The sequence below is a fragment of the Pseudomonas sp. genome (assembly GCF_051660785.1).
Taxonomy (GTDB): domain Bacteria; phylum Pseudomonadota; class Gammaproteobacteria; order Pseudomonadales; family Pseudomonadaceae; genus Aquipseudomonas.
Window position 1 is genome coordinate 92,959 of record NZ_JBOFQE010000089.1, and the last position, 24,777, is coordinate 117,735.

Annotated in this window: 34 protein-coding genes and 2 tRNA genes; 10 read left to right on the forward strand and 26 right to left on the reverse strand. The window is 55.6% G+C overall.

The window, feature by feature from the left end:
• Positions 1-68 precede the first annotated feature (68 nt).
• The 8 genes from ACRC4F_RS25035 to ACRC4F_RS25070 form a co-directional block, all read right to left on the reverse strand.
• A complete protein-coding gene (locus ACRC4F_RS25035; protein WP_438661773.1) occupies positions 69-365 on the reverse strand; it encodes a hypothetical protein in 297 nt (98 codons plus the stop codon).
• Positions 355-2,409, reverse strand: a complete 2,055-nt coding sequence (locus ACRC4F_RS25040) for a portal protein (RefSeq protein WP_438661774.1) — start codon at positions 2,407-2,409, stop codon at positions 355-357. Before ACRC4F_RS25040 ends, ACRC4F_RS25035 begins: the two co-directional genes overlap by 11 nt.
• Positions 2,406-3,719, reverse strand: coding sequence for a phage terminase large subunit (locus ACRC4F_RS25045; RefSeq protein WP_438661775.1), 1,314 nt, complete (start codon positions 3,717-3,719; stop codon positions 2,406-2,408). Before ACRC4F_RS25045 ends, ACRC4F_RS25040 begins: the two co-directional genes overlap by 4 nt.
• Positions 3,719-4,234 (reverse strand): hypothetical protein, encoded by a 516-nt coding sequence (locus ACRC4F_RS25050; protein ID WP_438661776.1) that lies wholly within the window; start codon positions 4,232-4,234, stop codon positions 3,719-3,721. Before ACRC4F_RS25050 ends, ACRC4F_RS25045 begins: the two co-directional genes overlap by 1 nt.
• A 12-nt stretch (positions 4,235-4,246) precedes the next feature.
• The gene (locus ACRC4F_RS25055) at positions 4,247-4,678 is read right to left on the reverse strand and encodes a proteasome subunit beta (RefSeq protein WP_438661777.1); all 432 of its coding nucleotides are present in this window, start codon (positions 4,676-4,678) and stop codon (positions 4,247-4,249) included.
• A 20-nt stretch (positions 4,679-4,698) separates the two neighbouring features.
• On the reverse strand, positions 4,699-4,872 hold the full coding sequence (locus tag ACRC4F_RS25060; protein ID WP_438661778.1) for a hypothetical protein: 174 nt from the start codon (positions 4,870-4,872) through the stop codon (positions 4,699-4,701).
• Positions 4,873-5,262 (reverse strand): hypothetical protein, encoded by a 390-nt coding sequence (locus ACRC4F_RS25065; protein ID WP_131059671.1) that lies wholly within the window; start codon positions 5,260-5,262, stop codon positions 4,873-4,875.
• 96 nt (positions 5,263-5,358) lie between these two features.
• A tRNA-Met gene (locus tag ACRC4F_RS25070) sits at positions 5,359-5,435 on the reverse strand.
• Between the two features lie 257 nt (positions 5,436-5,692).
• Here ACRC4F_RS25070 and ACRC4F_RS25075 point away from each other — a divergent pair.
• Positions 5,693-6,427, forward strand: coding sequence for a type II toxin-antitoxin system HicB family antitoxin (locus tag ACRC4F_RS25075; RefSeq protein WP_438661779.1), 735 nt, complete (start codon positions 5,693-5,695; stop codon positions 6,425-6,427).
• 143 nt (positions 6,428-6,570) lie between these two features.
• Here ACRC4F_RS25075 and ACRC4F_RS25080 read toward each other — a convergent pair whose 3' ends face one another.
• The 9 genes from ACRC4F_RS25080 to ACRC4F_RS25120 form a co-directional block, all read right to left on the reverse strand.
• Positions 6,571-6,960, reverse strand: coding sequence for an antiterminator Q family protein (locus ACRC4F_RS25080; RefSeq protein ID WP_438661780.1), 390 nt, complete (start codon positions 6,958-6,960; stop codon positions 6,571-6,573).
• The gene (locus ACRC4F_RS25085; RefSeq protein WP_438661781.1) at positions 6,957-7,247 is read right to left on the reverse strand and encodes a hypothetical protein; all 291 of its coding nucleotides are present in this window, start codon (positions 7,245-7,247) and stop codon (positions 6,957-6,959) included. The genes ACRC4F_RS25080 and ACRC4F_RS25085 overlap by 4 nt, the downstream gene beginning before the upstream one ends.
• Positions 7,244-8,614, reverse strand: a complete 1,371-nt coding sequence (locus tag ACRC4F_RS25090) for a replicative DNA helicase (protein WP_438661782.1) — start codon at positions 8,612-8,614, stop codon at positions 7,244-7,246. The genes ACRC4F_RS25085 and ACRC4F_RS25090 overlap by 4 nt, the downstream gene beginning before the upstream one ends.
• Positions 8,611-9,414, reverse strand: coding sequence for an ATP-binding protein (locus tag ACRC4F_RS25095; RefSeq protein ID WP_438661783.1), 804 nt, complete (start codon positions 9,412-9,414; stop codon positions 8,611-8,613). The genes ACRC4F_RS25090 and ACRC4F_RS25095 overlap by 4 nt, the downstream gene beginning before the upstream one ends.
• Entirely contained in the window at positions 9,398-10,126 is a 729-nt protein-coding gene (locus tag ACRC4F_RS25100; protein ID WP_438661784.1) for a helix-turn-helix domain-containing protein, read from the reverse strand. The genes ACRC4F_RS25095 and ACRC4F_RS25100 overlap by 17 nt, the downstream gene beginning before the upstream one ends.
• Positions 10,127-10,129: 3 nt before the next feature.
• Positions 10,130-10,351 carry a hypothetical protein gene (locus tag ACRC4F_RS25105; RefSeq protein ID WP_438661785.1) on the reverse strand — a complete coding sequence of 74 codons (222 nt, stop codon included), beginning with the start codon at positions 10,349-10,351 and terminating at the stop codon, positions 10,130-10,132.
• Positions 10,351-10,857, reverse strand: coding sequence for a hypothetical protein (locus tag ACRC4F_RS25110; RefSeq protein ID WP_438661786.1), 507 nt, complete (start codon positions 10,855-10,857; stop codon positions 10,351-10,353). The genes ACRC4F_RS25105 and ACRC4F_RS25110 overlap by 1 nt, the downstream gene beginning before the upstream one ends.
• Before the next feature lie 21 nt (positions 10,858-10,878).
• Complete coding sequence (locus ACRC4F_RS25115) at positions 10,879-11,301, reverse strand: phage regulatory CII family protein (RefSeq protein WP_438661787.1); 423 nt, start codon at positions 11,299-11,301, stop codon at positions 10,879-10,881.
• 67 nt (positions 11,302-11,368) lie between these two features.
• Positions 11,369-11,614 carry a transcriptional regulator gene (locus ACRC4F_RS25120; protein ID WP_217870804.1) on the reverse strand — a complete coding sequence of 82 codons (246 nt, stop codon included), beginning with the start codon at positions 11,612-11,614 and terminating at the stop codon, positions 11,369-11,371.
• Between the two features lie 119 nt (positions 11,615-11,733).
• Here ACRC4F_RS25120 and ACRC4F_RS25125 point away from each other — a divergent pair, with 119 nt between their 5' ends.
• Positions 11,734-12,159, forward strand: a complete 426-nt coding sequence (locus ACRC4F_RS25125; RefSeq protein WP_438661788.1) for a hypothetical protein — start codon at positions 11,734-11,736, stop codon at positions 12,157-12,159.
• Between the two features lie 69 nt (positions 12,160-12,228).
• Here ACRC4F_RS25125 and ACRC4F_RS25130 read toward each other — a convergent pair whose 3' ends face one another.
• Together ACRC4F_RS25130 and ACRC4F_RS25135 are read right to left on the reverse strand one after the other, a co-directional pair.
• Positions 12,229-13,041, reverse strand: coding sequence for a Rha family transcriptional regulator (locus tag ACRC4F_RS25130; protein ID WP_438661789.1), 813 nt, complete (start codon positions 13,039-13,041; stop codon positions 12,229-12,231).
• Positions 13,041-13,349 carry a DUF3077 domain-containing protein gene (locus tag ACRC4F_RS25135; protein WP_438661790.1) on the reverse strand — a complete coding sequence of 103 codons (309 nt, stop codon included), beginning with the start codon at positions 13,347-13,349 and terminating at the stop codon, positions 13,041-13,043. The genes ACRC4F_RS25130 and ACRC4F_RS25135 overlap by 1 nt, the downstream gene beginning before the upstream one ends.
• Positions 13,350-13,670: 321 nt before the next feature.
• Here ACRC4F_RS25135 and ACRC4F_RS25140 point away from each other — a divergent pair, with 321 nt between their 5' ends.
• The gene (locus tag ACRC4F_RS25140) at positions 13,671-14,030 is read left to right on the forward strand and encodes an Arc family DNA-binding protein (RefSeq protein ID WP_438661791.1); all 360 of its coding nucleotides are present in this window, start codon (positions 13,671-13,673) and stop codon (positions 14,028-14,030) included.
• A gap of 247 nt (positions 14,031-14,277) precedes the next feature.
• Here ACRC4F_RS25140 and ACRC4F_RS25145 read toward each other — a convergent pair whose 3' ends face one another.
• Positions 14,278-14,922, reverse strand: coding sequence for a hypothetical protein (locus ACRC4F_RS25145; protein ID WP_438661792.1), 645 nt, complete (start codon positions 14,920-14,922; stop codon positions 14,278-14,280).
• A gap of 341 nt (positions 14,923-15,263) precedes the next feature.
• Here ACRC4F_RS25145 and ACRC4F_RS25150 point away from each other — a divergent pair, with 341 nt between their 5' ends.
• Positions 15,264-15,785: a hypothetical protein gene (locus ACRC4F_RS25150; protein ID WP_438661793.1), complete on the forward strand. Its 522-nt coding sequence runs from the start codon at positions 15,264-15,266 to the stop codon at positions 15,783-15,785.
• Between the two features lie 244 nt (positions 15,786-16,029).
• Positions 16,030-17,286 carry a hypothetical protein gene (locus ACRC4F_RS25155; RefSeq protein WP_438661794.1) on the forward strand — a complete coding sequence of 419 codons (1,257 nt, stop codon included), beginning with the start codon at positions 16,030-16,032 and terminating at the stop codon, positions 17,284-17,286.
• Here the strand turns inward: ACRC4F_RS25155 and ACRC4F_RS25160 are convergent.
• Positions 17,270-17,482 (reverse strand): hypothetical protein, encoded by a 213-nt coding sequence (locus tag ACRC4F_RS25160; protein ID WP_438661795.1) that lies wholly within the window; start codon positions 17,480-17,482, stop codon positions 17,270-17,272. The two genes, ACRC4F_RS25155 and ACRC4F_RS25160, sit on opposite strands and share 17 nt — an antisense overlap.
• 153 nt (positions 17,483-17,635) lie before the next feature.
• On the opposite strand from ACRC4F_RS25160, the gene ACRC4F_RS25165 reads away from it, so the two are divergent.
• Entirely contained in the window at positions 17,636-17,890 is a 255-nt protein-coding gene (locus ACRC4F_RS25165; RefSeq protein ID WP_438661796.1) for a hypothetical protein, read from the forward strand.
• Positions 17,891-18,186: 296 nt separating this feature from the next.
• Here ACRC4F_RS25165 and ACRC4F_RS25170 read toward each other — a convergent pair whose 3' ends face one another.
• Positions 18,187-19,041, reverse strand: a complete 855-nt coding sequence (locus ACRC4F_RS25170; protein ID WP_438661797.1) for a hypothetical protein — start codon at positions 19,039-19,041, stop codon at positions 18,187-18,189.
• 452 nt (positions 19,042-19,493) lie between these two features.
• On the opposite strand from ACRC4F_RS25170, the gene ACRC4F_RS25175 reads away from it, so the two are divergent.
• Genes ACRC4F_RS25175 through ACRC4F_RS25190 form a run of 4 tightly spaced genes read left to right on the forward strand, consistent with a single transcriptional unit; the run spans position 19,494 to position 21,505 of the window.
• Positions 19,494-19,679 carry a hypothetical protein gene (locus ACRC4F_RS25175; RefSeq protein WP_280163467.1) on the forward strand — a complete coding sequence of 62 codons (186 nt, stop codon included), beginning with the start codon at positions 19,494-19,496 and terminating at the stop codon, positions 19,677-19,679.
• Positions 19,672-20,046, forward strand: a complete 375-nt coding sequence (locus ACRC4F_RS25180; RefSeq protein ID WP_438661798.1) for a hypothetical protein — start codon at positions 19,672-19,674, stop codon at positions 20,044-20,046. The genes ACRC4F_RS25175 and ACRC4F_RS25180 overlap by 8 nt, the downstream gene beginning before the upstream one ends.
• 5 nt (positions 20,047-20,051) lie before the next feature.
• Positions 20,052-20,438: a hypothetical protein gene (locus ACRC4F_RS25185; protein WP_438661799.1), complete on the forward strand. Its 387-nt coding sequence runs from the start codon at positions 20,052-20,054 to the stop codon at positions 20,436-20,438.
• Positions 20,324-21,505, forward strand: coding sequence for a tyrosine-type recombinase/integrase (locus tag ACRC4F_RS25190; protein WP_438661933.1), 1,182 nt, complete (start codon positions 20,324-20,326; stop codon positions 21,503-21,505). Before ACRC4F_RS25185 ends, ACRC4F_RS25190 begins: the two co-directional genes overlap by 115 nt.
• 69 nt (positions 21,506-21,574) lie before the next feature.
• Here ACRC4F_RS25190 and ACRC4F_RS25195 read toward each other — a convergent pair.
• The 4 genes from ACRC4F_RS25195 to pheT all read right to left on the reverse strand — a co-directional run bounded on the left by ACRC4F_RS25195 (position 21,575) and on the right by pheT (position 24,765).
• A tRNA-Pro gene (locus ACRC4F_RS25195) sits at positions 21,575-21,651 on the reverse strand.
• Between the two features lie 89 nt (positions 21,652-21,740).
• Positions 21,741-22,097 carry a MerR family transcriptional regulator gene (locus ACRC4F_RS25200; RefSeq protein ID WP_003179985.1) on the reverse strand — a complete coding sequence of 119 codons (357 nt, stop codon included), beginning with the start codon at positions 22,095-22,097 and terminating at the stop codon, positions 21,741-21,743.
• A complete protein-coding gene (gene ihfA / locus ACRC4F_RS25205) occupies positions 22,078-22,380 on the reverse strand; it encodes an integration host factor subunit alpha (RefSeq protein ID WP_002553164.1) in 303 nt (100 codons plus the stop codon). Before ihfA ends, ACRC4F_RS25200 begins: the two co-directional genes overlap by 20 nt.
• 3 nt (positions 22,381-22,383) lie before the next feature.
• Positions 22,384-24,765: a phenylalanine--tRNA ligase subunit beta gene (gene pheT / locus ACRC4F_RS25210; protein WP_438661800.1), complete on the reverse strand. Its 2,382-nt coding sequence runs from the start codon at positions 24,763-24,765 to the stop codon at positions 22,384-22,386.
• Between the last annotated feature and the right edge of the window lie 12 nt (positions 24,766-24,777).

A 24,777-nucleotide genomic window follows, 5' to 3' on the forward strand; every position in this document is an offset into this window, starting at 1 on the left:
CACTCCAGTTCGCCCGTCAAACGGGCATAAAAAAGCCCGCTCGAAGGCGGGCTATATTTGAATCCGTGTTATTTGCGGAACAGGCGCGCTATCCGCCCCTCTTCCTCGTAAAGCTTGAGTTTGTGCGCGGCCAGCTTGCCGGTGTCGATGTATCCAGTCAGGACCTCGCGGAACTTGCGGCTGGTCTTGATGAGCTGCCACAAGGCTTCTTTGCCCTCCTTGTCGCGGGCCGGGCAGCCAATCCACTGCTCCATCACCTCGCGATCGATGGCGTCCAGCGCCTCTTTCAGCAGCTCGTTTTCCAGCAGCTGCAGCGCGACCTGGCCGCGGCCTTGCTGGTCATGCAGATCCGCTTCACTGGCCATTCGGGAAGTCCTCGTTTTGATGGGCGTGCGCGGCGGCGTGATCGAGGCGAAGAACCTCCATCTGCAGCTTGAACTGGCGGTCCTTATCAGCCTCGGAGGCCTTGAACTGGCGATCCTTCTCGGCTTCCTGGGACTTCTGCACCATCTCGGCCTGGGTCTTCATCTGGTCGTTCTTGAGCTTTTCCTGCTCCAGCACGACTTTCGGGTCTGGCGGAGGCGGCTGCTCGGCTTCGGGCGGAACGGAGGCTGGATCTACCCAGAATTCCTCTGGGTTCTTGAAGCCTGCGTTCTCTGCCAGGCGCGCCTGGACGTTGTAGAACTTGTCCGGGCTCATCAACGACTTGGCGAATGGCGACTGAGCAACCATGGCCTGAGTCTGGGCAATCTGCTGCAGGAACACGTTCTGCTGCTGCACGTCACCCGTGCCGATGCCGACGTTGATCGTCATGTCGTACTGATCGCGCCATTCTTGCGGGTCGGACTGCACGAACTTGCCATTGAGGCGGTAGCTCAGCTTTTCCATGCCATTGTCAGTCAGCACCTTGAATATGCCTTGGAACATCGGGGCCACAAGACACTCAGCGGCGATGCGGGCCATCAGCTTCATCCGCTTCTGGCTGGCGTTCATGATCATCTGGGCGCCGGTAGCCGTCTTGTTCAGGCTGTCACCGTCGAGGCCTTGGCTGTAGCGGGTCCAGCCAGTGCGGTTTTCCTTCTCGCCCTGCAACTGTTCAAGCATCGGCATGGCTTCGATGCCCTGCCAGCGCTCCATGTATGGGCGAACAGAGTTGGCCTGCTTCTCAAGGATGATGCCGCCCGGGCGACGATTGAGCAGACTATCGATGTCTGCCATCGGGTTGCCCTGGGAGTCCATCGTGACGATGGTTTCCTGATTGTTGGCCAGATACAGGTTGTCGAGCTGCTGACGCATGATGGTGGTGTGGATGCGCTGGAAGTCCTCGACCAGATCCGCCACGGACATGCCGTTGAAGGCGTGAGTCATGATGTACGGCGTCCAGGCCGCGATAGGTACGTGGCTGCACTCTTGGTTCTTCAGCACTCGATCGCCGAGGCGCACGATGTTGCGGCGCTCTGCGATGCCGTCGCCGTCGTAGTCGACAAGCACGTACTCATCACGCAGATAGCCACGGACCATGGATTGATCTACCGGGTCTTCGTCTTCCCAGTCATCAAATCGACCGCCGTTGTTCTCGCGGTAGTCGGTCACGTTCTCGTAGGTTGCGGCGCGCACTTCGGACGCCTCCACGTCATAGCCCATCTCGCGCAGCTCAGACACACTGCGGCGAGTGACATGGCAGACGTAAGGGCAATCCTTCAGCATGGGCGAGTCGTGCCGGCGCGAGACCTGCAGCTCTTCAGGCGGGATGGCTACGACGCAGCAATAGCCCTTCTCCTGAATGGTCTTGACCTTGACGTTGAAGCGGCGCGGCATGGCCGGAGCAACCCCCGTTGCCTGATATTGCTCGGTGGCGAACTGATGGAACTGCTGCTGCTCCTCATCGGAGAGTTCAGCCTCTTCCTGCTCGACAATCTCAGCTTCAGGGTTGTCCTGCATAAACAGCGCGAACTGCATCTCATCGACGCCGCTGTACCGCGTGAAGGTCGGGACGCGCTTCTTCTCATGGAACCACTTCACCGCGCCAGTCTTGAGCAGCAAAGCGTCTTTGATCGCGGTGTACAGGATCAGGAAGCCGTTGTTCTGCTTGTAGAACACGTAGTTGCAGGCGTTGGTGACCTGCTCGGCGCTCTCTTCATCCTCCGGGCCTACGGGCTCGAAGACCACAGCCTTCTCGGAACTGGTGAACACCTCGATCAGGTCCGGGAGCATGCCTTCGACCGCGTCAAACACGTCAGACGCCACGACAGCCGAGCGGCCCTCCTCCTCGTTGCCATATGGCTCGCGGGTGTATGCACGCATTGCCTTGACGCGCTCTTCCTGCAGCTCCCCGTCGTTGAACAGGTGAGCCTGGCGCGCCTCATCCTCGAGATAGGAAAGCAGCTCGGCGTCGGTCATCTTGGTCATGCGATCACTCGATTACGGTATTTGATAGGGGCCGGCGCCGTAGCGTTCGGCTGCTCGTAGGCGATGCACATCAAGCCGAATGCGTCAGAGCTGTGGCTGGCCCAGTCGTGTTCAGGGCCGAGTCCAATGCCGCGGATCTCGTCTCGCTTCTCGTGATACCAACCCAGCGCCTCACGGCCTGCCTGAGTTGGCGTCTCGTCGAACCACATAGCGGGGAACAGGCGGCGACCAGCCTCGACACGAAGCATCGCGGCGCCCTTGCCCTGGTTCGGAATGACTGTGACGATGTAGCCGGCAGCCTCGAAGGCTGAGCGGTAGGAAACATCGTGCACCTTGTCCTGTGTGTCGCCGTCGTGTGGCAGCCAGATCTGCGCCTTGTCCGGCGAGTAGCCTTTCGACCGGAGCCAGTTCAGGTGGGTCGCCAGTGGCTGCCCCTGCTGCTCGTAGTGGTCGATGACGCGTATCTCTCTGCCGATAAACTGGGCAGCCCAGAACACGAAGTTGTCAGCCTTGGCGCCAGTGCCGCCGATGTCAGCGAACAGGCGGATGGTCATCAGTGGATCAGCAGCAACGCGACCTATGCGGCCCTCGTCCTTCGCCTTGGCCAGATGCTTGGCGAAGTAGGCGCCGGCAAGTGCTGTCACAAAGTCACCTTCCCAGATATGCGGATACTGCTCAGGCCGCTCTTCAAGATCGCGTTGACGTTCTCGCTCAAGCTTGCCCGGGAACTTGGGGTTATCGCGCCAGTTGAGCTGGACAACCTTGATCAGTGCGTCATTGATGTTGCGGAAACGGCTCTCGACCGGCGCCTTCTTGCGCTTCGGGTTCCAGGTGACCCAAAGCTCGGCGTTCCAGCCCTCACCCTCTTCCCGCAGCGTAGGGATCAGCGTCACCCATGCGTCATCAGTGACCGGCTCGGCTTCATCCACCCAGCAGATCAGAATTCGACCTTTCGACTTGATGGAGGCAATGTTGCGATCAAGGCCGGCGAACGCGAACCAGATGCGCTTATCGCGGCTCCGGATGAACGTCTCGCCGATCTCGTAGTAATCCTTGAGGAATGGCTGCTCCTCGATCGCCCGCTTGCACTCCTCAAACGAAGAGTCAGCCAGCGAGTTCATGAACTGCCGGCCGCAGAGCAGAATCCCTGATACCCCCTGCTTGCCGTACATGTAGCCACGCACTGCAATCATCGTGGCGAAGCTGCGCGTCTTGGCAGAACCGCGGCCACCAAACGCGCCACGAACGTCAGCGTCACCCTGGAACACTGGGATCAGCTTGTCAGGGATCTCGATCTTCGCGACCGCCATTACATCGCGACCAGTTCAATTCTCGTTACGGTGTCGCCTTTATCACCTTCGCCGTTGTCATCGCCGAGGTTGTAAGCCTGGCGCTCACCCTTGATGACCTTGAGCTGAGCATCGACACCTGCGTTCAGCGAACGGGCGAAGTCGCTATGGGTCTCCTCGTTCACATCTGCCTCAGCGAGGAATGCGCCGAGCTTGTCAGCGATGCTTCTCCATTGAGCCAAGCCTGCGCGATGAGCGAGGAGAACCTGTGCCACTTTGTCCGAGGCGTCATCGATAATCTGCTCATCGGTTCGCGGCGCAGACTGCGAACCATTACTGCGAACCTCGGTGCGAACTACCTTGGCTTTTGCTGCTGTCCGAACCTGCTCGGTAAGGTCACGACTCCACCCAAGCTTCTTGGCTTGTTTACGGATTGCTGTGTCGCTGATGCCGTATTGCTCAGCTATGGCACGAACCGAAGGGAACCCAACCCTATAGGCGGCTTCGATCGCCTCCCAGTCAGGCTTGGTCGTCATGTTGAATTCCTTCTACTGCTCGACCTTGATGGTGAGCGTTCTGATCTTGCCGCCAGTGCCGCAGTCGCGCTTCATGGCCATCTCGATGGCTTGGTATGCGGTAGCGCCCATATCGAACGCTGTCAGAGCGTGGTCAGCACCGCTGCCAATGGCATACGGCCTGTCAAGCACCACCGGACTCTTCCAGACCTTGCCTTCTTCATAGCCGATCAGGGTCAGATTGCCGTCGTGCAGCACAAGGGCATTCGCCCCACACTCGCCGACGACCTCCTCACCGAACCACGCGCAAACCAACTCGTTGATGTCGCTCGTCGCGCCGGTACCGAAGAAGAACACGCCATCGCGCTCACGCTTCTTGTCGAAGTCGTCATAAACGATGGTGTTGCCACGCGAGACTCGACCGTCATAGGCGATCACGCCGTCTTTGTAGGCAATGGTCGTCATTAGGTTTCACCTTGTGTGACTTACTGTTGATCGCTTGAATCGATCTCGCGGTAACGAGTGACTTGCTTGGCCTGAGCGCGGATGACGTCTTGATCAACCTCAAGGCCTGCCATGTAGGCGAATGCGTAGACTGCTCGGACGTAAGTGCGGAACCACCAGGGGAGGTAGGCCCGGACTTTGATCTGGCGAGTCATTCACTGCCCGCCGGTGACGGTCTTGCGCAGATCCTTCAGCTCTGTAGCCAGCTCGGCCAGATCCTTGTCCTTGCGCTTCTCGGCCCACTTGAACCAGGCGCGGACCAATACCCATGCAGGAAGGCCGCAGACGAAGATGATGCCGCCGATCGCAATCAGGCCGATGTCGTCATGCGCCCAGACGCCAAGATCGAACCAACGCACCACGAAGGCGCCACCGCAGATACTGGAGACTGTGGTGCTGATCATCGCGACAACGAACTCGCGAACCGTCTTGGGCAGCGTCATCGCCATCACGACAATGGCTGCCAGTACTGCAACGAAACCGAAGGCACCGAGCTTATAGAGCGCGATCCCACCCAAAGCGGTAAACGGTCCTGGCTCTGACATGGTGTGCGATCTCATAGGCGCCTCGTGTGTCTCGGCGGTTGGGGAATAAAAAAGACCGGTGTGAGCGGCCAAACGCTGGGGGAACAGCGGCGAATTTGGATGCAAGGGCTGGATTTGAACCAACGACCTCTGGGTTATGAGCCCAGCGCGCTACCGGACTGCGCCACCATGCAATAGAAACAAAAAAGCCCAGCGCGATGGCTGGGCTCTACCGAACGATTTGTGCTTCTGCGAGAGGCTGTCCGGACTTCAGAAACAAAAAAACCCCGCACTGTGGCGAGGCTTGGAATTGGTGTATCAAGACTTTACTCGTAGCAATGCTATCACTACAAAAATGTTGTACTACTACAAAAATGTAGTACCATCGACATATCAAACAAGATGCCTCCTCATCACATCCAAACTAGATGATTACCTTCAAGGAATGACCATGTACAACTACGCAATTCGTTTTGAGCGGGACGACACCCCTGGACTCGCTGTGTTCTGCCGTGACCTGCCGCAATTTCACAGCTACGGTGATGACGAACAGCACGCATTGAGCGAGGCGGTAGACGGAATCGAGGCAACTTTGTCGATCTATGTTGATGAGCGCCGTGCAATTCCGGCAGCGTCTGCAACCGAGGCCGGCGAGCTTGTTGTCCCCTTGCCAGCGGTAACCGTCGCCAAGATAGCGCTATGGAACGCGATGATGGAGCGCGATATGCGCAAAGCCGACCTGTGCCGGTTGCTCGGTGTGCACCAAGCCCAGGGTGATCGCCTTGTCGACTTCCTGCACACATCCAAGATGGAGCAGATAGAAACGGCGCTTAAAGCAATCGGTGCGGGTATTCGAGTTTCGGTCAAGTCATCTAAAACCTGGATTGAACTACCCTATGGCGGAAGCCCAGAAGCTGGCTTCTACGCTGAGCGCCTAGTCGATGTCTTCAAAGAAAGAAACATCGTTGAAATGCTCACAGGAGCTAATGCTGGCTCTCTCGACAAGGTAAAACCAGAGTCGCTGGACTACCTTCTGCGCACGCGGTATGCAAAAAGACCAGACACCATGCAGGCAGTGAATGAAGTATTCCAACAGCTCTCGGCAACTGGCCTTTTTGAACACATAGCGAAAGGTGAGCAAGGAAAAAAAGCTGGCGTTATTCGCCTAGTGCAAGCCAGCGCATGAAATAGCCCACAAAGATCACGGACAAGTATTCCGTGCGTGCAACAAAAACCCGGCGCGATGGCCGGGTTTCTTTTGTGGTGTAGCGCTGAACAGCTGAATACCGTGCCATGAAAACAGGTCGTTATCCGCGTGGAAAGACTTTTTTACGCTGCCTCACGGATCGTCTCCAAGGCCGAGTCAATCCAAGCCACTCCAGCCTTGATGACCTCCCTCGCCTTCGCCTCGCCCATGTCGTTTTCCCTTGCGATGCGCAATGCCGGCCATTTAGCACCGAAGTAAAGCCAGATAAAATTTCCCATCTGCGGATCGCGCTTCGTCAGTCGAGCGACTGCTCCATCCAACACTAAGGCCAGGTCATCGGTCACTGAATACTCCTTCACTCCTCCATGGCACTGAGTGTTGTCGCGAATCAACGCATTGAGCGGGGACACGTAGCGAGGCACTCCCATGCCGTCCATCCGCCAATAGCCCCACTGCTCCAGCATCCACTCGGTATCCCCCAAAGCTTTACCGATGTACGTTCGCTTTTTCATGCGGCCTTCCTCGGATCTGGATCACTCAAACCGAACAGGTCGCGCAGCAAGCGATCGGCAGGTTTGCTCTTTGCATTACCCTCAATCAACCAACGCTGGCCGAAGTCGTGGAACCCGATCTCTGCTCGGCTCCCGTGCCAGCTGGCAACCATGTCCAGGAGGCACGCCAAAGCTGCAGCGCCGCCGATCTTAATTTTGGAAAATTCTTCACCGGCGACTTTCAGAAACATCCGCTCCAGTTCATTCATGCTTTTACGCGGGAGCGGTGCAGCGCTTCGATCGTTCATTGTGCTTTCCCCCTGTACTTGCTGACGAAGGGACGATTCATTTCGACCTCCTCATCGGATGGATTCGAATTGCCGCAGAAGTCGACGAAGCGACCGTACTCCCCCTGTTGCTGGACAAGACAGTTGCCAACTTTCGCGTGTCGACACTTGGGCATGATCAACTCGGTTACGCCGTTCTGGCCCTCCTCGCTGTCCATGTCGCGATGAACCAGGATAATGCAGCTGGCGTCAGCCTCGATCTCGCCGGAGTCGCGCAGATCACTCGCTTGAGGCCTCTTGCCAACGCGCTTTGTGGAATCACGATTCAATTGCGAGAGTTCAATCACAGGAACATTGAGTTCCTTAGCGAGCCGTAGGAGCGCCTTGCTGATTGCGCCGACTTCCTCACTGCGCGTCCGCCCTCTTCGCTCCGACTGAACCAAGCCGAGATAGTCGACCATGATTCCGGCCAAGCCGTGCTCACGCTGACATTGCCTTGCGGTTGATCGAATGCTCGCCGGGGTCTGATGCGGATCGTCACAAATGAACAGTGGAGCTCCATGCGCCTTGGCTACAGCTCCGACCATTCGAGCCCAGTCGTCATCCTGCATCTTTTCCGGATTGTCGAGCCGCCGCAGGTCCACACCACCGAGGGACGCGATAGCGCGCACACCCAACTCTTCACCCGGCATTTCGATCGAGAATACCAACCATGGCAACTTCGCAACACAGGCGTTGTGTTGAGCAATTTGCAGCGCTAGGGTGGTTTTTCCACTACCTGGCAGACCCGCGATGATGGTCACCTTCTTCGGGCGAATCCCCTGTATCAACTCATCAAGCTTTTGGAGCCCGGTCGAAGGCCAGTCAGGTCTCAGACCAAGATGTTTATCATTGACGCCTTCAGCGGCCTGCCCCATGACATGGTCCAGACGGTGATACTTAGGATGGTCGTCATCTAGGTCGCGCAGGTCTGCAGTAGCCTGCTGAGCCAACGCGATGATCTCAGCCACCGATCTGTCCTCACTGACTTGCTCTCGAATCACGTCGGCAGCTTGAACAACCTGGCGCAGCACGGCGCGTTCTCGAACGTGACGCGCGTACGCCTTCCAGTTGGCGGCACTAGGGATGTTTTTGGCGATCTCGGCGGCGAAGGCCAGCGTGCTATCACCGCTCGGCAACCGAGGACGAAACAGTCCAACGGTTACCGCATCGATGGGATCCCCCGTCGCATGGCAGTCGACAATCGCCTGATACAGCGCGGCGTTCTCCAGGTCATGAAAGTCCGAACTCTTTACCTTGCTGGTAATTTCGTCGAACAAGGATGGGTCAATCATGATTGCCCCTAGGACGCCGTGCTCTGCCTCGATGCTGAACAGTTCGCGGCTCATACTGCACCTCGTGCAGATACCCAGTTGAAACCGATAGCTTGACCACCCGCTTGCCGCAAGCGATCCAGTGCGCGATCCCCGATGTACCGAGCGAGATCCACAGTGACCAGATTGGAGACAACTACGGTCGGTAGGACGAACTGGTAACGTCGATCGATCACCTCATGAAGAACACCAAGCTCATACGCGCTGCCACTTTGAGCGCCGACCTCATCAATCACCAACAGATCAAAACTGGAAAGTTCGTCGAGGACATCTCTGTCCGAATATTCAGCGCCGCGATCCATAGCGCCCTTGAAGACTCGGATGATCTCAGCTGCTGTCGCAATTACCGCTTGAGCTCCGTGCTCACGGATGACTGCCTGGACCATCGCGCAGGCGAGATGGGTTTTGCCGTTACCGACGTTGCCGGTAAGGACAAGTGAACGGCCGGCAGCGTAGTTGTCGGTAAATTGGGCAACATAGCCCTTGCAAGCACCTAGAGCTTTGCCCATACCTTCTGCCCCTTCGACGGTCCTGTAGGTGTCGAATGTGCACCCGTTGAAACGTGGCGAGATACCAGAGCCTACGAGCAGCCTGTTCAAGTCTTCGGCTTTCTTCCTGCCCCTCGCCAGGATGTGAGCTTCCGTCGACTTCGGAGCTGTGTGCAAAGCCTCCCAGTGGCAATGCTTGCAACCACGGGTCAACACAGAGCCGTCGAACTGCTCAATCTCGGAACTGCTCACCGAGCCATGCAATGGACATTCGAGATCAAAAAAGCGGACACGAGGCAGCCTGCAAAAATTAGAAATTCGCGCCACTCTGCACCTCCGGATACATCTCTTGCGTATGGTTCGGTAGGCCGTGAAAGGCCGAGCTTGGGTTGGCACCTGCGGGCTTAAGTACGTCGTGCCACCGTTCACCGTTCAGCCAGGTGGTGGCGTTCGGGATGTACCGCCCGCCGTCCTTGGTCCAGTCCTCGGAAATGCAGTGACTGCCCAAGGCGGTGATCAGAGTCTGATTTAACTCGTCGTCCGGCTTCAGCTTCGCCCAAGCTTTGGCAGCGTCCTTGCGTCCCTTCTTCTTCGGGTACAGTTTCCAGAACTGATCAAAGCCTTCCATTGGGTCCGTCGTGCACGAAGGTTTAGGTTCATTGACTGGTTCAGAAGAGTGACTGGTTCTGGTGCTTTCTGGGCCTACACCCCCTGTAGGCTGTGGGCCTACAGCTGTGCTTTCTGGGCCTACAGGTGTGCTGTTTCGGCCTACACCTCCAAACGTCAAAAAATACAAGTTCGTCGAATTACCTTTTGGCCCGTCCCTGTTCTCAATGCGCAGCAAACCTTGAGCTTCCAACTGCTTGATATGCTTGCGCACAGTGCTCCGGTCGATCTCGCATTGATCTGCAATGTGCTGGTAAGAGGGCCAGCACTCACCTTGGTCACTGGCGTTATCTGCCAACTTGATCAGCACCAGCTTGCGCAGCGGATTTCCTACCTTCGTTTTCATGGCCTTGACCATCAATTCCATGCTCATAGGTCAGAGCTCCATCTCGTCAGTAACGCGCTTGATGAAAGCGTCGTAAGACTCGGCCATGACGAACCCCTGATCTTCCAGGGCCTGCCGATACGCCTTGGCACTGCCATAAAGCACCCAGCGCTCACGCTCAGGAAGATTGCGAAAGCTCGCATAGGTTGGCCAAGGGCCGGCAATCTTGCAGGCTGTAGAGGGCTCTGGATGGTGATCTCGAAGAACACCCATCAGTTGTCCTCCCGATCGACAGGAACAAAATCGGCTTCACCATTTCGCATAGCGCGAAGACCCAACACCGCCGCTGCAGCAACGCGCTGAACAAAACCAATTTCAAGGTTCGTGCAGTGACCGCCCATTCCCATGATTGCGAACTGAATTGCATGAAATGCTTCGGTTTCGTCAAAGGCCGCCAACGCACTGACTTCTTGATCGAAGAAAGTCATACCCTTCTCCCAGTCAGCAGCTACGCCGGGATTGTTCCGTGGCCAATTGACCATGCGCCCCTGAGCGTCACGCGCTGTAAAACTCAAATCGTCGCGCGTACAAATCAGCGGATAATTGATCAACATAAGTCGACGTGCTTGTTCACCACCAATTGCGTGTGCCATGATAAATACCTCTACGAGATGTGTTGTCCTGGTTGCACAGGACGATTTGATAAGCCCGGTTCCCGCCGGGTTTGTTGCTTTCTGCGCCGGGCGAATTTCATCATCCACCCGTTTGAAATAATGCAAGTCCTGTCCTGGCTGCCGTATTCAGGCCGCCTTCACCGATTCTTCAAGCACCAGCAAGCTCTGCCGCACATGGCCGATTTCTTTCTGGATGCCCGCCTTCTCGATCTGCGAAACATGCCCATCCGCTATGGCGTCATGAACAGCGCGGGACACATCCCCCGACTCCGCAGCCAGGTGTACAAGCGCTTGAATCAGGCTGACCCCTTCAGGCCTCACAATCGGTACCAGCTCGTATCCCAAGGCGCTCGCCAGTAACTGCAATGGTTCCGGGTTCTTGCTGTGCACCAGAATCTGTAGGAACTGCTCCAGGTTCAGCCGGTGCGAGTCGTCATTCGGATTGCTGCGGTTGAGCAGCGCGGTATGGCTCATGCCCATCAGGTGAGCCAATTGCTTTGGCCCCGCATCAAGCACTGCCTCATGAATTGCGCGATGTACTTGTTCCATTCGGGAAACCTCTTGGCGGTTGTCGTGGCAGCACAACCTGTCGTTGAGCGAAACTTTGCTCATCGGATCAGGCGGCAGATTGCTCGGAGCTGGTAGGTGAATTGCGCAGATAAGCCCAGTCGATATCAGGACGCAGTTCTTCACACGTCACCGCCCTCCCCGACTCGCGATCAAGATTGATGGCGAGCCCAGGACCAGCCAGGCGATACCCGTAGGCAATTTGTTTGAGGTTGCCGACGCTGGTGCCGCTTCGCTCTGCTAGAGCATCCAGTTGGGTCGGCTCCAAGGAGCGGATGAGGTCGAGTAGAGTCATGGTGATCTCCGAAAGAGCTCCAGATTACATTTTTGTAATTCTACTCGCAATAGCTTTTTGTAAGCTGTCATTTACTAGCTGCTATTTACTATTTGCTAACGCGGGATCACTATTCGCCTATGGATATCAAAACTCTTCGGGTCGACGCGCTGCGGCGCGTAATCGGCCAACTCAGCCAGAAAGAATTCGCCGACCAGCACGATCTGGACGCTTCCTATTTGTCCCAGATCCTCAATGGGCATCGAGGCCTGGGCGAGAAAGCTGCGCTCACCCTTGAGCAGAAGATCGGCCTGGCGCCTGGCGTATTGGTTAACCCGGGCAACTACGGCTCCAACGTCATCGAGGGCGAGTTCACTCGCCATGAGATCGTTCGCGAACAGTCTCCTGCTTACCAAGCGATGCTAGGGACCGCGTCACCCAGGGCAATTACCATCATCGATAAGCTGGCCAGAGCCGCGGCAAAGGGCAAGCTGAAGGAGTCGGACTTGGTGCTGCTGGAAGGCATCGCCGGCCTGCTCGAAAAGGCCAACTCCGACAAACCATAAATCGCAGATAGCAAAAGCCCGACGCTAGGCCGGGCTCTCTTCACTCCTGCTTCAAGTCAGCGCCCCAATTCACCCCAAGTCCTCCTCAGTAGCCTTGCAGTGGCAGAACTGGCCGTCCCATGTTCTCTTCATCGGGAGCTTTTGGGCCATGTACAGCTCATGCAGGCGTTTGGCGCCTTCCTTAAGCAAAATTGGCGTGTACTTCGGAAACGGATCGACACCCTCATTGGAGATGGTGGTGACTTTCTCTGTCAGGTACTTATCCCGGGCCAGCGAGCCAACCCGATACTTGACCGAGCGCTTCTCGTCGCGCTCCGAGTTGAATATCCACCTGCGAGCTAGCAGCGCGTTGTTCACTTGCTGGCAGTTCACACCGTTCAGCCGCTTGCAGAATTGCGTAGGGGTCATGCCAACCTGAAAAATGGATTCAAGGCTGGCGATCTTCTCCGCCTGCTGGTGGTTCTCGACGCGCAGTACTGCCGTCTGTTCGATCTGGTCCGCGTAGAGACGCAAGGCTTCGGCATAGGACGGGAGCGTTACAGGACTGACCATTCGCTCTTCCAACTCTTGCCAGCGATCAACCAGGCGAGCTGTAAACTCAGGGCTGAGCTGGGCGACCACCACGAAGCTGTCGCGCTTGTTGACCAGGTAAACTTCTACTGGTCGCGCGCCCGCGCCTTCGTGTGAGGTTTCCACCGACGGTGTAAAGCTCACAACGCCATTCTCTTGAAGGCGTTCGATAGTGCGTTTCACGCTGTCATGACGCGAGCCAACAAGATCCGCAACCTCGCGAGAAGACATTGTGGTGCGCGACACGTCCTGTTGAATCCGAAAATGTGTCGCGACGCCATTCTGCCCGTGCTGACTGGAGGAAATGTTCATTACGCGCTCTCCAGACCTGCATGCGTCGAATCGACAATAACCTTCGCCGTATTCGCAGCCCGGAACAGTAGCCATGCCTGATTAGGCGTGATTCCATCGACTCCCATGGCAGCTGCCTCAAGTGAAGATTTCAACTCACTGAGAATGCAGGACGCCTCTTCAAGGGCATCTGTAACTGGGATCCCAGGCCGAACAGCGAGTAAGTGTTCCTGGTCCGGATTGCAAATCGTGAAAGACAACTCCACCGTGACTGGCGCCTTGATAGCGCCAGCATTGTGTTTTTCGTTTACTGCGGTATGCTGATCCATGACGTTTTTCCTCGTAGATTGACGTTATCCAAACCCCGGCGCGGGCCTGCGCTGGGGTTTTTTTATGGCCGTTCATTTTTGGTGCTTGCCATCACGGTCTTCAGATACTCCGTAAGTTGGCGATTCAGCGATCGATTCTGACGCTTGGCCTCCCCCCTCAACCAATCTGCGACATCAGTTGGTATGCGTATGGTTGCTCGAACAGTAAGGTTCATAACCCCTCCAAAATTAGACACCAAATTGGTGTCATCAACAGAATCACACGACACCATTTCAGTGTCAACTGTTGTGTGACACCACTTTCGTGTAAATTTCCACGTTATGGATAAAGACGACCGCTATACACGCATAACCTTGCGGATCCCCAGGGATCTTCACGAACTGCTCGCAGAAGCTGCGGAGCAGACCAGCAAATCGATGAATGCCGAGATCATCGCTCGTCTAATTGAAAGCTTTGCCCCAAAAACTCCCACTCCGGTTCCAGCGAATAAAGACTTCGCAGTGGTTGATGAGCGTGGTCCAGATATCGATGGGAGTCCTACTTACTCAAAAACAACCAGCATGTACCCGTCTCCCAACCACATGATGCAATACATGGTGGAAACGCAAGAAAAGTTGGATCAGTTAGCTGAGAAATTGCGGACATTTACTGGTGATAGCGCGCCTCCGGCCAAGAAATAGCCGCCGAGTCGCCTTACGTTGCAATTCGTGATGCGATTTATTGCCATCCGACTCTGAAAATTTAGCCTCGATCGATTTACGCCGAGAACTCCAACGCTGCGTCGTGGATAGCCGTGAGAAAAAATATCCATTGAAAGACTCTGAGTGGAAGAGCCTTCATTTGACTCGACAAAAACGCAGAGGAAAACGTTGTGTACGTACCGTTAACAGGGGTTTACACGGGCGTAAAACCCCTTGAGCGTAGCGCTCAGGATGATTTAGGTGAGCGTCCAGGCTGCTTTGCGTAAGCGGGAGCCATCGGCCTAAGCCAACCTTTAATCGTTTCGATAGTTTTGGGCATATCCTCCGCCCACCCCTCACTTTCTAACCGGGTTCTAACGTAAACGGCCATATCAGACAGACGGGGATACTCCTTCTTTTTTGCATCTGATTTCCATTTTTCATTTGCGATAGACCTTGCTCTTTCTCTAATAGCGTCTTTTATCTCATTGACAACCGCGAGCGACGAATTAAATGCCGCACTTTCCGATCTATAACGCCTCTTTAGATTTTGAGATGGTATAAAAAATAGTTGCGCAACACTGAAAACTAATTCTGAAAGGTCTTGCAGAGCTTCAGGGCGTCTATCTGAAGCATCAACCAGATGCTCTTGCACTTTAATCAATGGAGCGAGAACAAAACCAGCAAGATCTAAAGACAGATCAAAAAGCTCCTTTTCCGATTTAAACTTACGTGATAAACCCACGGCCGATATCATCGCAAGCAACCCTACTACCTCATTTTGGACTTTTAGCAAGTCATCACTCAAGAAGTTATAATTTTCAGAGGCGTCGGTGAACTCCTCTGCTGCTTGAATAAATAACCCTCGAACTTTTTCAAAATTCTCGCTCATTCCATTCCCTCAACAAATCATCCATCATGTTTTCAAGAAAAAGCCACAATAGCGTCCAGTCTATCGCCAGTTAGCAAAATGTAATAGCTGCGACGTAATCGTGCGAAACGGAGCGCGTCGCCAGGACTGCGCTAGGCTTAGGTGCGATCTCCGCCCCATCATGGGTGGATCGGAGAGAGAAGATGGCGAAACCAAAACGCAGAACAGATATGACGGGAAGACGGGAAGACGGGAAGCGGGAAGCGGGAAGCGGGAAGCGGGAAGGATTGTGCGGAGCAACGCTGGAATTTCGTAGCGACGGTTGAGTCTTTGACGCGCTGTGATCTAAAGGAGCATTACAAATGTTAACGGCAATAGCGCATATCGTTGGCACCATGCTGGCTACAGTAGCCTTGGGCGTGATCGCTTTACTGATCGACACGTGGCATAGAGAAAGATTTAGCAAAAGTACACTTCAAGAAATCGCCACCAGGCTAGGCATACCCGTTGATGAACTGAATGATGAGAAACATGCCTCGAAGGCTGTCGAATTTATGTCAGAACGCTTTAGTAATGACCGATTTAGCAATCGACTGTCTGATCTCTGTGGGTGGCTGCAAGCGACTTGGGGCTGGCTAGGGGCACTACTGCAATTAGGGCTGCTTATCGGAGTAATTTGGCTTACTGTTACTGATTCACTAGAAAACGCAATCTATGCTTGGGGCGTAGTCGCTGAAGGATTGTTTTTTGGGGTTACCGGCGCGCTTTTCGCTTTTTTTTGTCGTCTTTTCACTGGTCGATACCCGGGTCAAGCCAGGCAGGTTAGGAAGGGGCTGGCCGAGCTCTTGAATACACCATCCAATAGATCTGTGATCACGAATTAATGGTTTCTCAGCCGAATCTTCTGGACTTGTGGGTTTCATTAATCAAACGAGCCTGGGATGGATTTGGTTATCGAGCTCTCATTGCTCTGACCGCCGCGTCTCTATTCAAGATTCTCAAAGCCCGGCCTAGCGCCGGGCTTTTTATGCGCGATGAAGCCCGTCTCACTGTACCCGTTGCTAATGGTGATTTAACTGACCAAGATGATACGTTCTTTCTCCTGACCCCGCGTGAAGAGACAAGAGCATGGCCGCACTCGAAAAGCGCTATCCCCGCGAGTCGTTCACCAAGAAGCTGGAGCGGATCTGCCAGATGCTGGACGAGGCATCCATCCGGACCATCGCTCACAAAGATTTCTTCAACAAAGCAGCAACGTCTCAGGTCGAGATCACGTCGCTATGGGCCGTTGGATCGTATGCCCGCGGCGCACTGATGTGTGGCGACATAGATCTCGTCCTCCAGTATCGACTCGTTGTAGGGCCCCACCCTGCGCCTAGGAGAATAACGAAGACTTTCTTCGGCGCCCTTCCTTACGTTAGCTATTACTTCGGAAACCCAGAGAGCAGCACGTCGGGTGTGGTATTCCCTGACGCAGTCCCGATCTGGACCGAGCCTGGCTGTGATTGGAGGGTGGCGATCGATTCAATTAAGCCTGTCACCAGCGCCGGTCACGCGTCACGGGAGACGGACTCGATCCCATTACGACCGGACCAGTTGTACATGGAGCCGGAGCGTCTCCAGGGGTTAGCGGCCCAAGAGAAACAAGGCCTACTTGAGTGGGAGTTCGTAGAGTTCACCCCGGCGGACCTCGAGCCGGTACCGCTAGAAGAAATCAGCCACCGAGATAAAAAGCTCCTTCGGATTGCCCCCATGATGGCGAAGAAATCCCAAGTGCTGATACCCGCGATCATTCGGTTGATGGCGAAGGATGACCTATTCGGAGTATGGGAGTCCCCGGACAGCTATCGCGTAAAGTTGAGCTGCGGGGCGACAGCACTGCACCTGGGGCGACCAGTGTTGCCCTACCACGCTTTCGACAATGACCCCACCATTAGGCAGTACGTACTCATACCGCATATCAGCGCCAAGGGCCCTAACGGCGCCTGGATAATTCGGCGCGGGCCCAACAATCCGGACACTCATGCCTTCGCAAATAGGCATGCCTTTTATCTCGGTAGTCCGGAATCCCCAGAGACGGTGGCGTATCGCGATCTCAACAGAATTTCGTCGACGGAAGTGCTGGAGCTTTTCAATACCCACGAAGAGGCCAAAGAGTTTGCTGCCATGCTGGATGAGGGGAATGGGTTGCCAGAGACAGAGATCGGTAGAGCTGAAGGGCTAGACCTGATCTCGCTGTTTGCCATGGTGGACGTTGTCGAGATTGGCGACCATCAGCTTGCGATAACACACGCCGGCGCCGCTTACTTTGAGCGAGACAAGGCGACGATGGAAGAGATCGCCGCCGCCCTCCCCCAGGTGACCACGATTAACTCTGAAGCTTGAGCCTGGCCAGCCCCTGCTTAATGTGCCCGGCGTTCTCGCCAATTGCCTCTAGTGCTCCGCGGACGTTGTCGCCGGCCTCGACATGGCCTTGAGTCTCAACGAGCTGTGTCAGCTCCATCAGAGCAGCCTCCAGGGCAAGCTGGTTGTGATACAGGCGTTCAAGAACATCAGGGAGAGAGTATTCGGGTGTAGGCATCGCTTCGACTCCATTCGAGGAGCCGAAAGCGTAGCAACGAAGAGGGCACGAAGCAAAAAGCCAATTTCTGCTGGCATGGATCCGATGACCAGAGCAGGAAAGTAAAAGCACTGCTATAGCTGAAAGCTCATCCACTCTGCGGAGCGCTCAGAAATGACTCTGAATCAACTTGGTGTGCTGGCCTGGGGAACTATTACTGCGCTTCTGGCAGCCTCAGCGCTGTTGGTTGTTGTAATTGCAGGACTCCACATTGGTCCGGATGGAAATGTTGGATTAGACACCCCTTGGAGATTTAGAGGTCTTTTCCTTGCTCTGAAAGAGAGTGGAAGCCTGGTCGCGGGAATCTTGGGATTCAGCGGTTTGGCCTGGTCTCTCTTTTATAAGGCTTCGAACGGCGATAAAAATTAAGAACGATAACGCTTGGGGCTCAGCCATACCGAAGCCGTGGAGCAAGAGAATGCCAATTTGCAGACAAAGAAAAGCCCGCGTGGGGAGCGCGGGCTGAAGGTTTCACTAGGAGCTGAAATCACCATAGGCTGCAGCCCGTGAAAAATACGTGAAAGCGTAGAACGAAAAAGCCCGGCGCTTGGTCGGGCTCTTGATGCACGTTGCCAAATCCGTTTGGCTGGCTACATTCTGCTTAGGGCATGTACCGAAGGTGTGACAGGGCAGATGCGAAAAGCCCGGCGGTGGGCCGGCTTACATCATTTGGCGGTTGCAGGTGCAGGTGCAGGTGCAGGCTCAAGTTTTGGGGTGATAATACTTTTCTTGAGATCTTCAATACTGGACTGGAGTGCAGCAATTTCTTTGCCTGCGTCAAAGAAGCTTTTTGCCCCATAAATAATAGTCGCATTGATGGCTAACATAGCCAGCACCGAAGCGATGACGGTACCGATAATGAATAGAGCAGTGGAACGGTTGGAATCTTTCACCGCCTGCAAATTGGTTGATAATTTCGACTCAAGCTCGCCCACTTTCACACCAGCAGACATGATTGAGGCATTCACTGCATCAAGCTTAGAGTCGATGATTTTATCTCTATCCTCTAGCCGTCTACTTGTCGCCTCAGATCGCTCTGCGTACAACCGATCACGCGCCTCCTGCTCCTTTCGATAAGCCTCCTGCTCTCGGCGCCACGACAGCGCCCGCTTTTCCTCTGCGGCTTCCATCCGATCGATACGCTTATCCATCCGCTCTTCAATGCCGGATAGCTTTTGGTCGATTTGATCCATGGTTACGTCGCTCATGGTTTGAGTATGGCCTTGCTCTTTGTTGTCGTCCAGCGGGGCGGCTGAACGAGCTGCCTTACGCTCGTTGTATCGTTTCATTACATCTGCGTACGTTTTGGCTCGCTTCTCGATCCACTTGCGGAATCTTTCTTCCTGAGAAAGTGGGGAGTTTAAATTGGTTTTCCGGCGCGACGCCTCCTCTTGCAGGAAAGCGCGAACTTGTTCAATCGTACCTATTTTGAGCAAGGCTCCGGACCCAAGCCTACCTGTGGATGGCCTCTCGCTGGTGCCGACTTTAGGCCTTGAGTGCGGCGTACGCTTAACGCTCATTGCAATAACTCGTCATGATTTGGCGCTCCATTTTCAGCAAAAGGGTCGGCTCGCTAATCGGAGCGGCACATCTGACGGAATAACTTTCCAGACAGCTTAGCCCCTCTCTCGAAACCGTACTTCCCCGCCGTTCAGCTATTTCCACGCTCCCCACATAATCCTTCCTACCCTCACCTTATCTGCGTGCCCCGCTGGCTGTGCTAGCAACATTAAATCGCACTACGAGCAGTAAGGCGTTGCAGCTGCTGCTCTCTCAACACATTAGCAAAATATCATTTAGCAATTTGTATTGACTAATTATTTAGCATTAGCTAAATTGGCACCACTTCTCCTTTGCCTCATGGCAAACCTAAAGCCTCCACCAAATTTCGCGAATGCCAACAATGCGGCGGGACTTTGCTCGCTTTGGAGAAACTGTGTCGTTGGCAAGCCTTAACCCGAGAGGAAACGCAGTGAGTACTCAAGCACAGAGCCCAGCAAGCGAATTCGCGGAGTTTGGTCAGCGCCTTATAGACCTGGGCATGGCGATGAAGCGCGACCAGACCACCGTGAGGGATCTACAAGAGCTAGCAAGGGCCTGCGGCATCAAGCTGCTGAACCTTCGCTCAGTGCCTGGCGCAGAGGTGCGCAATGGCTAAAACGATCCTGCAGGTCCATCAGGGTGGTGTCCATTTCTACCTGAACACCGAGAGTTCATCACCCAATACCGGGCACAGGAACCGGTACCGGCTGTTCAAAACTGAAAACTATGGTCGCGCCAAGTCGGGATGGATTCAGGTTGGCTCGATGGCAGGGCAGGAACTGAAATCAATTGAAGGTGAGGCTGCCTTGTTTGAGGCCTGCCAGCAGCTCTTTGCCAGCAAAAAACCCCACAGTTATGGACACCATGGCGCTATTCGCGGCAAGGCAGGGAAGTGGGAGGGAGAAGCCTTCCCTACTCGCCAAAGCCAACTGAGGCAGAAATTGGCCAACGAGCCCAGCTGCCGCGGCGATAGGGAGTTGTGAAAGAAATGACCGCAGATCTCGCTCTCCTCCCCCGCTTCATCCGGGCCAAGCAGGCGCCGGCGTACCTGGGCATGTGCCGCGCCGTGTTTGACGCCGAAGTACGCCCACAGATTCGAGAATTCCCCATTGGGAAACAAGGCGTTGCATTCGACAGGCTTGAACTGGACGCATGGGCAGACGCGTACATCGAGTCGATGGCAATTGAAAAAGCCAGCAATGAGGACAACAATCGGCCCCGCAGTGGGCGCCAAGGAGTTAATAAATGGCGCGAAAAACAATCTCCGGCCTCTACGAGAGGAACGGGATTTGGCACATCGACAAAGTCGTCAGAGGTCAGCGACTTCAAGAAAGCACTGGATCAAGCGAAAGGGAGGAAGCAGAGCAGTACTTGATCCACCGTTTGGAAAAGCTCCGACAGGAAAAGGTCTACGGTGTGCGCCAGGTGCGAACCTGGCGGGAGGCTGCCACGAAGTTTCTGGTGGACTTCAAGGACCAGGCGTCAATCGCCTTGTCCGCCTCCCACATCGAGCAGTTGGACCCGTATATCGGCGACTTGCCGATCACGCACATTGATGACGGCACGCTCGCCGCCTTCAAGCGGGATCGGCAAAAGCTCACCAAGACGGCGAAAGGCAAGGTGAAGCCGGGCGTTTCGAACAGGACGGTGAACATCGCCCTGCAGCGAGTCGTTCGAATCCTGAACCTGTGCCATAGGAAGTGGCGAGACGCAGAAAAGCGGCCATGGCTTGAAAGCGTGCCGATGATATCGATGCTGGAGGAAAAGAGGTCCGCCCGGAAACCCTACCCAATGTCGTGGGAAGAGCAGGCGATCTTGTTTCCCGAGCTGCCAGATCACCTGCTGAGGATGGCCCTCTACAAGGTGAACAGCGGTTGTAGGGAACAGGAAGTATGCAAGTTGCGTTGGGACTGGGAGATACGCGTGCCCGAAGTGAACACCAGCGTGTTCCTGATACCTGCCGGATTCGGCGGGCGAAGTGAAAAAGCAGGGGTGAAGAACGGCGATGAACGCCTGGTGATCCTGAACAAGGTGGCCATGAACATCATCGACAAGCAGCGCGGCCTTCACAAGGAGTTGGTCTTCCCATACGGGCAGCCAGATCAGTTTGGGGCCACGGCCATGCACCGGATGAACGACTCGGCCTGGAGGAAAGCCAGGAAGCGGGCAGCTGACAAATGGGAGAAAACCAACCAGGCGCCAGCGCATCCTGGGTTTAGGTCATTTCGGATTCACGACTTGAAGCACACCTTTGGCAGAAGGTTGCGTGCAGCAGGCGTGACGCTAGAGGACCGAAACATTTTGCTTGGGCATAAAAACGGCAGCATTACGAGCCACTATTCTACCGCAGAGCTTGGGCATCTGATTGACGCGGCAAACAAAGTGTCAGCCACCGATTCGCGAGGGCCGGCGCTGACCATCTTGAGGAGGAAGACGGGATGATCCCCCGCAAAAGTCCCTACGCATAAAAAAGCCGAACTGGCTAGAGTTCGGCTAAGTTACTGAATTATATGGTCGGGACGGAGTGATTCGAACACTCGACCCCTAGCACCCCATGCTAGTGCGCTACCGGACTGCGCTACGCCCCGACTAGGCGTTAAATCTGTTCCTCATCTCGAAGAACGCTCAAGAATATATCGCAAGCGTTTGAAAACTGGAAGTATTCAAACGCAGGAAATTATTTCTTGAGGACAACCAACACATCTTCCAACTCGGCAATCATCTGCCGAATCATCTGCTTGTATTGAGTGGTGTCGTCTTTGGCTTCATCGCCGGACAAACGCAAACGTGCGCCACCGATGGTGAACCCTTGATCGTAAAGAAGCGCGCGGATCTGCCGGATCATCAGCACGTCCTGTCGCTGATAATACCGGCGGTTTCCGCGGCGTTTGACGGGGTTGAGTTGAGGAAACTCCTGCTCCCAATAACGCAGCACGTGCGGTTTTACGGCACACAGCTCGCTGACTTCACCAATGGTGAAGTAGCGTTTGCCTGGGATGACGGGTAGCTCGTCGTTATGACTTGGTTCCAGCATAAGCCTCAACTCGGGCCTTCAACTTCTGCCCTGGACGAAAGGTGACCACACGGCGAGCCGTGATCGGGATTTCTTCACCCGTTTTCGGATTGCGGCCAGGCCGCTGGCGTTTGTCCCGAAGGTCGAAATTGCCGAAACCGGACAATTTGACTTGTTCGTTGTCTTCAAGAGCGTGCCTGATTTCTTCAAAAAACAGTTCGACCAATTCCTTGGCCTCCCGTTTATTCAGGCCCAGCTCTTCATACAGACGTTCCGCCATCTCAGCTTTCGTCAGAGCCCCCATACGTCACTTCCTTAACGTGGCGTTCAACCTTTGTTCGAGCGAGGTGAGGATGTTTTGTGTCGTGGTATTCACCTCATCGTCATTAAGAGTGCGCGATGGATGCTGCCAGGTCAAGCCGACTGCGAGGCTTTTTCTATCAGGATCAATGCCTTTACCCTGATACACGTCAAATAGCCTGAGGTCTGTGAGCCATTCGCCTGCATTTTCACGGATTACGTCCAGTACAGCGCTGGCTGCAACGTCCGTAGACGCAATCAGCGCCAGGTCACGACGCACTTCAGGAAAGCGTGATAACTCCTGGAATTTAGGCATTTTTCCCAATGCCACTTCGGCCAGAACCAGCTCGAAGACGAAAACCGGGCGGTCGAGACCGAGGGTTTTCGACAATTCAGGGTGGATGGCGCCGACGAAACCGACCAGGCGACCTTCACGTTCGATGCGTGCGGTTTGACCCGGGTGCAACGCAGGGTGCTTGCCCGGCACGAAGTTGAACGAATCCAGTGCACCGGCAAAGCCCAGCACTGCTTCGACGTCGGCTTTGACGTCGAAGAAATCCACGACATCGCGACCTTGAGCCCAGCCTTCCGGCAGACGGCTACCGCACACAACACCTGCAATCATCGGCTCTTGCTTCAGGCCATCCAGCTGACCGACGAAACGCAGGCCACTTTCGAACAGACGGACGCGATCCTGTTGACGATTCAGGTTGTGCTGCAGCGCCTTGACCAGACCGGGCCACAGGGACGAGCGCATGGCCGCCATGTCGTTCGAGATCGGGTTGGCCAGCAGCAGCGGCTCGACACCCGGATTAAACAACTCGAATTGTTTCGGATCGATGAAGCTATAGGTGATCGCTTCCTGATATCCACGCGCTACCAGCAGGCGACGCAATTCAGGCAGTTCGCTACGCGCTTCGGCTTTGGCCTGCGGCGCGAGGCGAGCTTGCGGGTAACGAACCGGCAGACGGTTGTAGCCGTACAGTCGGGCCAGCTCTTCGATCAGGTCGACTTCCAGGCTGATGTCGAAGCGATGGCTTGGCACTTCAACGCGCCATTGCCCTGCCCCATCGGCAGAAATCTTCAGACCCAGGCCGCTGAGCAGACGCTCGACTTCGGCCGACTCCATTTCCATGCCCAGCATCTGAGTGATGCGCTGCGCACGCAAAGTCACCGGAGCAATCGACGGCAGATGCTGCTCGCTGACGGTTTCGATAATCGGGCCAGCTTCGCCGCCAGTGATTTCCAGCAGCAGGCCAGTGGCGCGCTCCATGGCTTCACGGGCCAGCTGCCAGTCCACGCCACGCTCGTAGCGGTGCGAAGCATCGGTGTGCAGGCCGTAGGAACGAGCCTTGCCAGCGACGGCGATTTGATCGAAGAACGCGCTTTCGAGGAACACATCACGGGTGGCCGCGGTGTTGACGCCGCTGTGCTCGCCGCCCATGACGCCGGCGATTGCCAAGGCGCGGGTGTGGTCGGCAATCACCAGCGTATCGCTACGCAGGCTGACTTCCTGACCGTCGAGCAGCACAAGCTTCTCGCCTTCTTCGGCCATGCGCACGCGAATGCCGCCATTGATTTCGGCGAGGTCGAACGCGTGCAGCGGTTGACCCAGTTCCAGCATCACGTAGTTGGTGATGTCGACGGCAGCGTCGATGCTGCGCACGTCACCACGACGCAAGCGCTCGACCATCCACAGCGGTGTAGGCTTGGTCAGGTCGACGTTACGGATCACACGGCCCAGGTAACGTGGGCAAGCGGCTGGCGCCAGTACTTCGATCGAACGCACTTCGTCATGCACGGCTGGCACGACAGCCACCACCGGACGGGTGACTTCAGCGGCATACAGCGCACCGACTTCACGAGCCAGACCGGCGAGGGACAGGCAGTCGCCGCGATTCGGGGTCAAGTCGACCTCGATGCTGGCGTCGTCCAGGCCAAGGTATTCGCGAATGTCCTGACCGACCGGTGCATCGGCCGGCAACTCCATCAGGCCATCGTTGCCTTCGCCGACTTGGAGCTCGGCTTGCGAGCACAGCATGCCGTTGGACTCAACGCCACGCAGCTTGGCTTTCTTGATCTTGAAGTCGCCTGGCAGTTCGGCGCCGATCATGGCGAACGGGATCTTCAGGCCCGGGCGCACGTTTGGCGCACCGCACACGACCTGGAAGGTCTCCGAGCCATTGCTGACCTGGCAAACACGCAACTTGTCGGCGTCCGGGTGTTGCTCAGTGCTCAGCACTTCGCCCACGATCACGCCACTGAATTCACCGGCGGCCAGCGTAACGCTGTCAACCTCAAGACCGGCCATCGACAGACGAGCAACCAGCTCGTCGCGACTTACCTGCGGGCTTACCCAGCCACGCAGCCATTGTTCACTGAATTTCATCCTGCTCTCCTA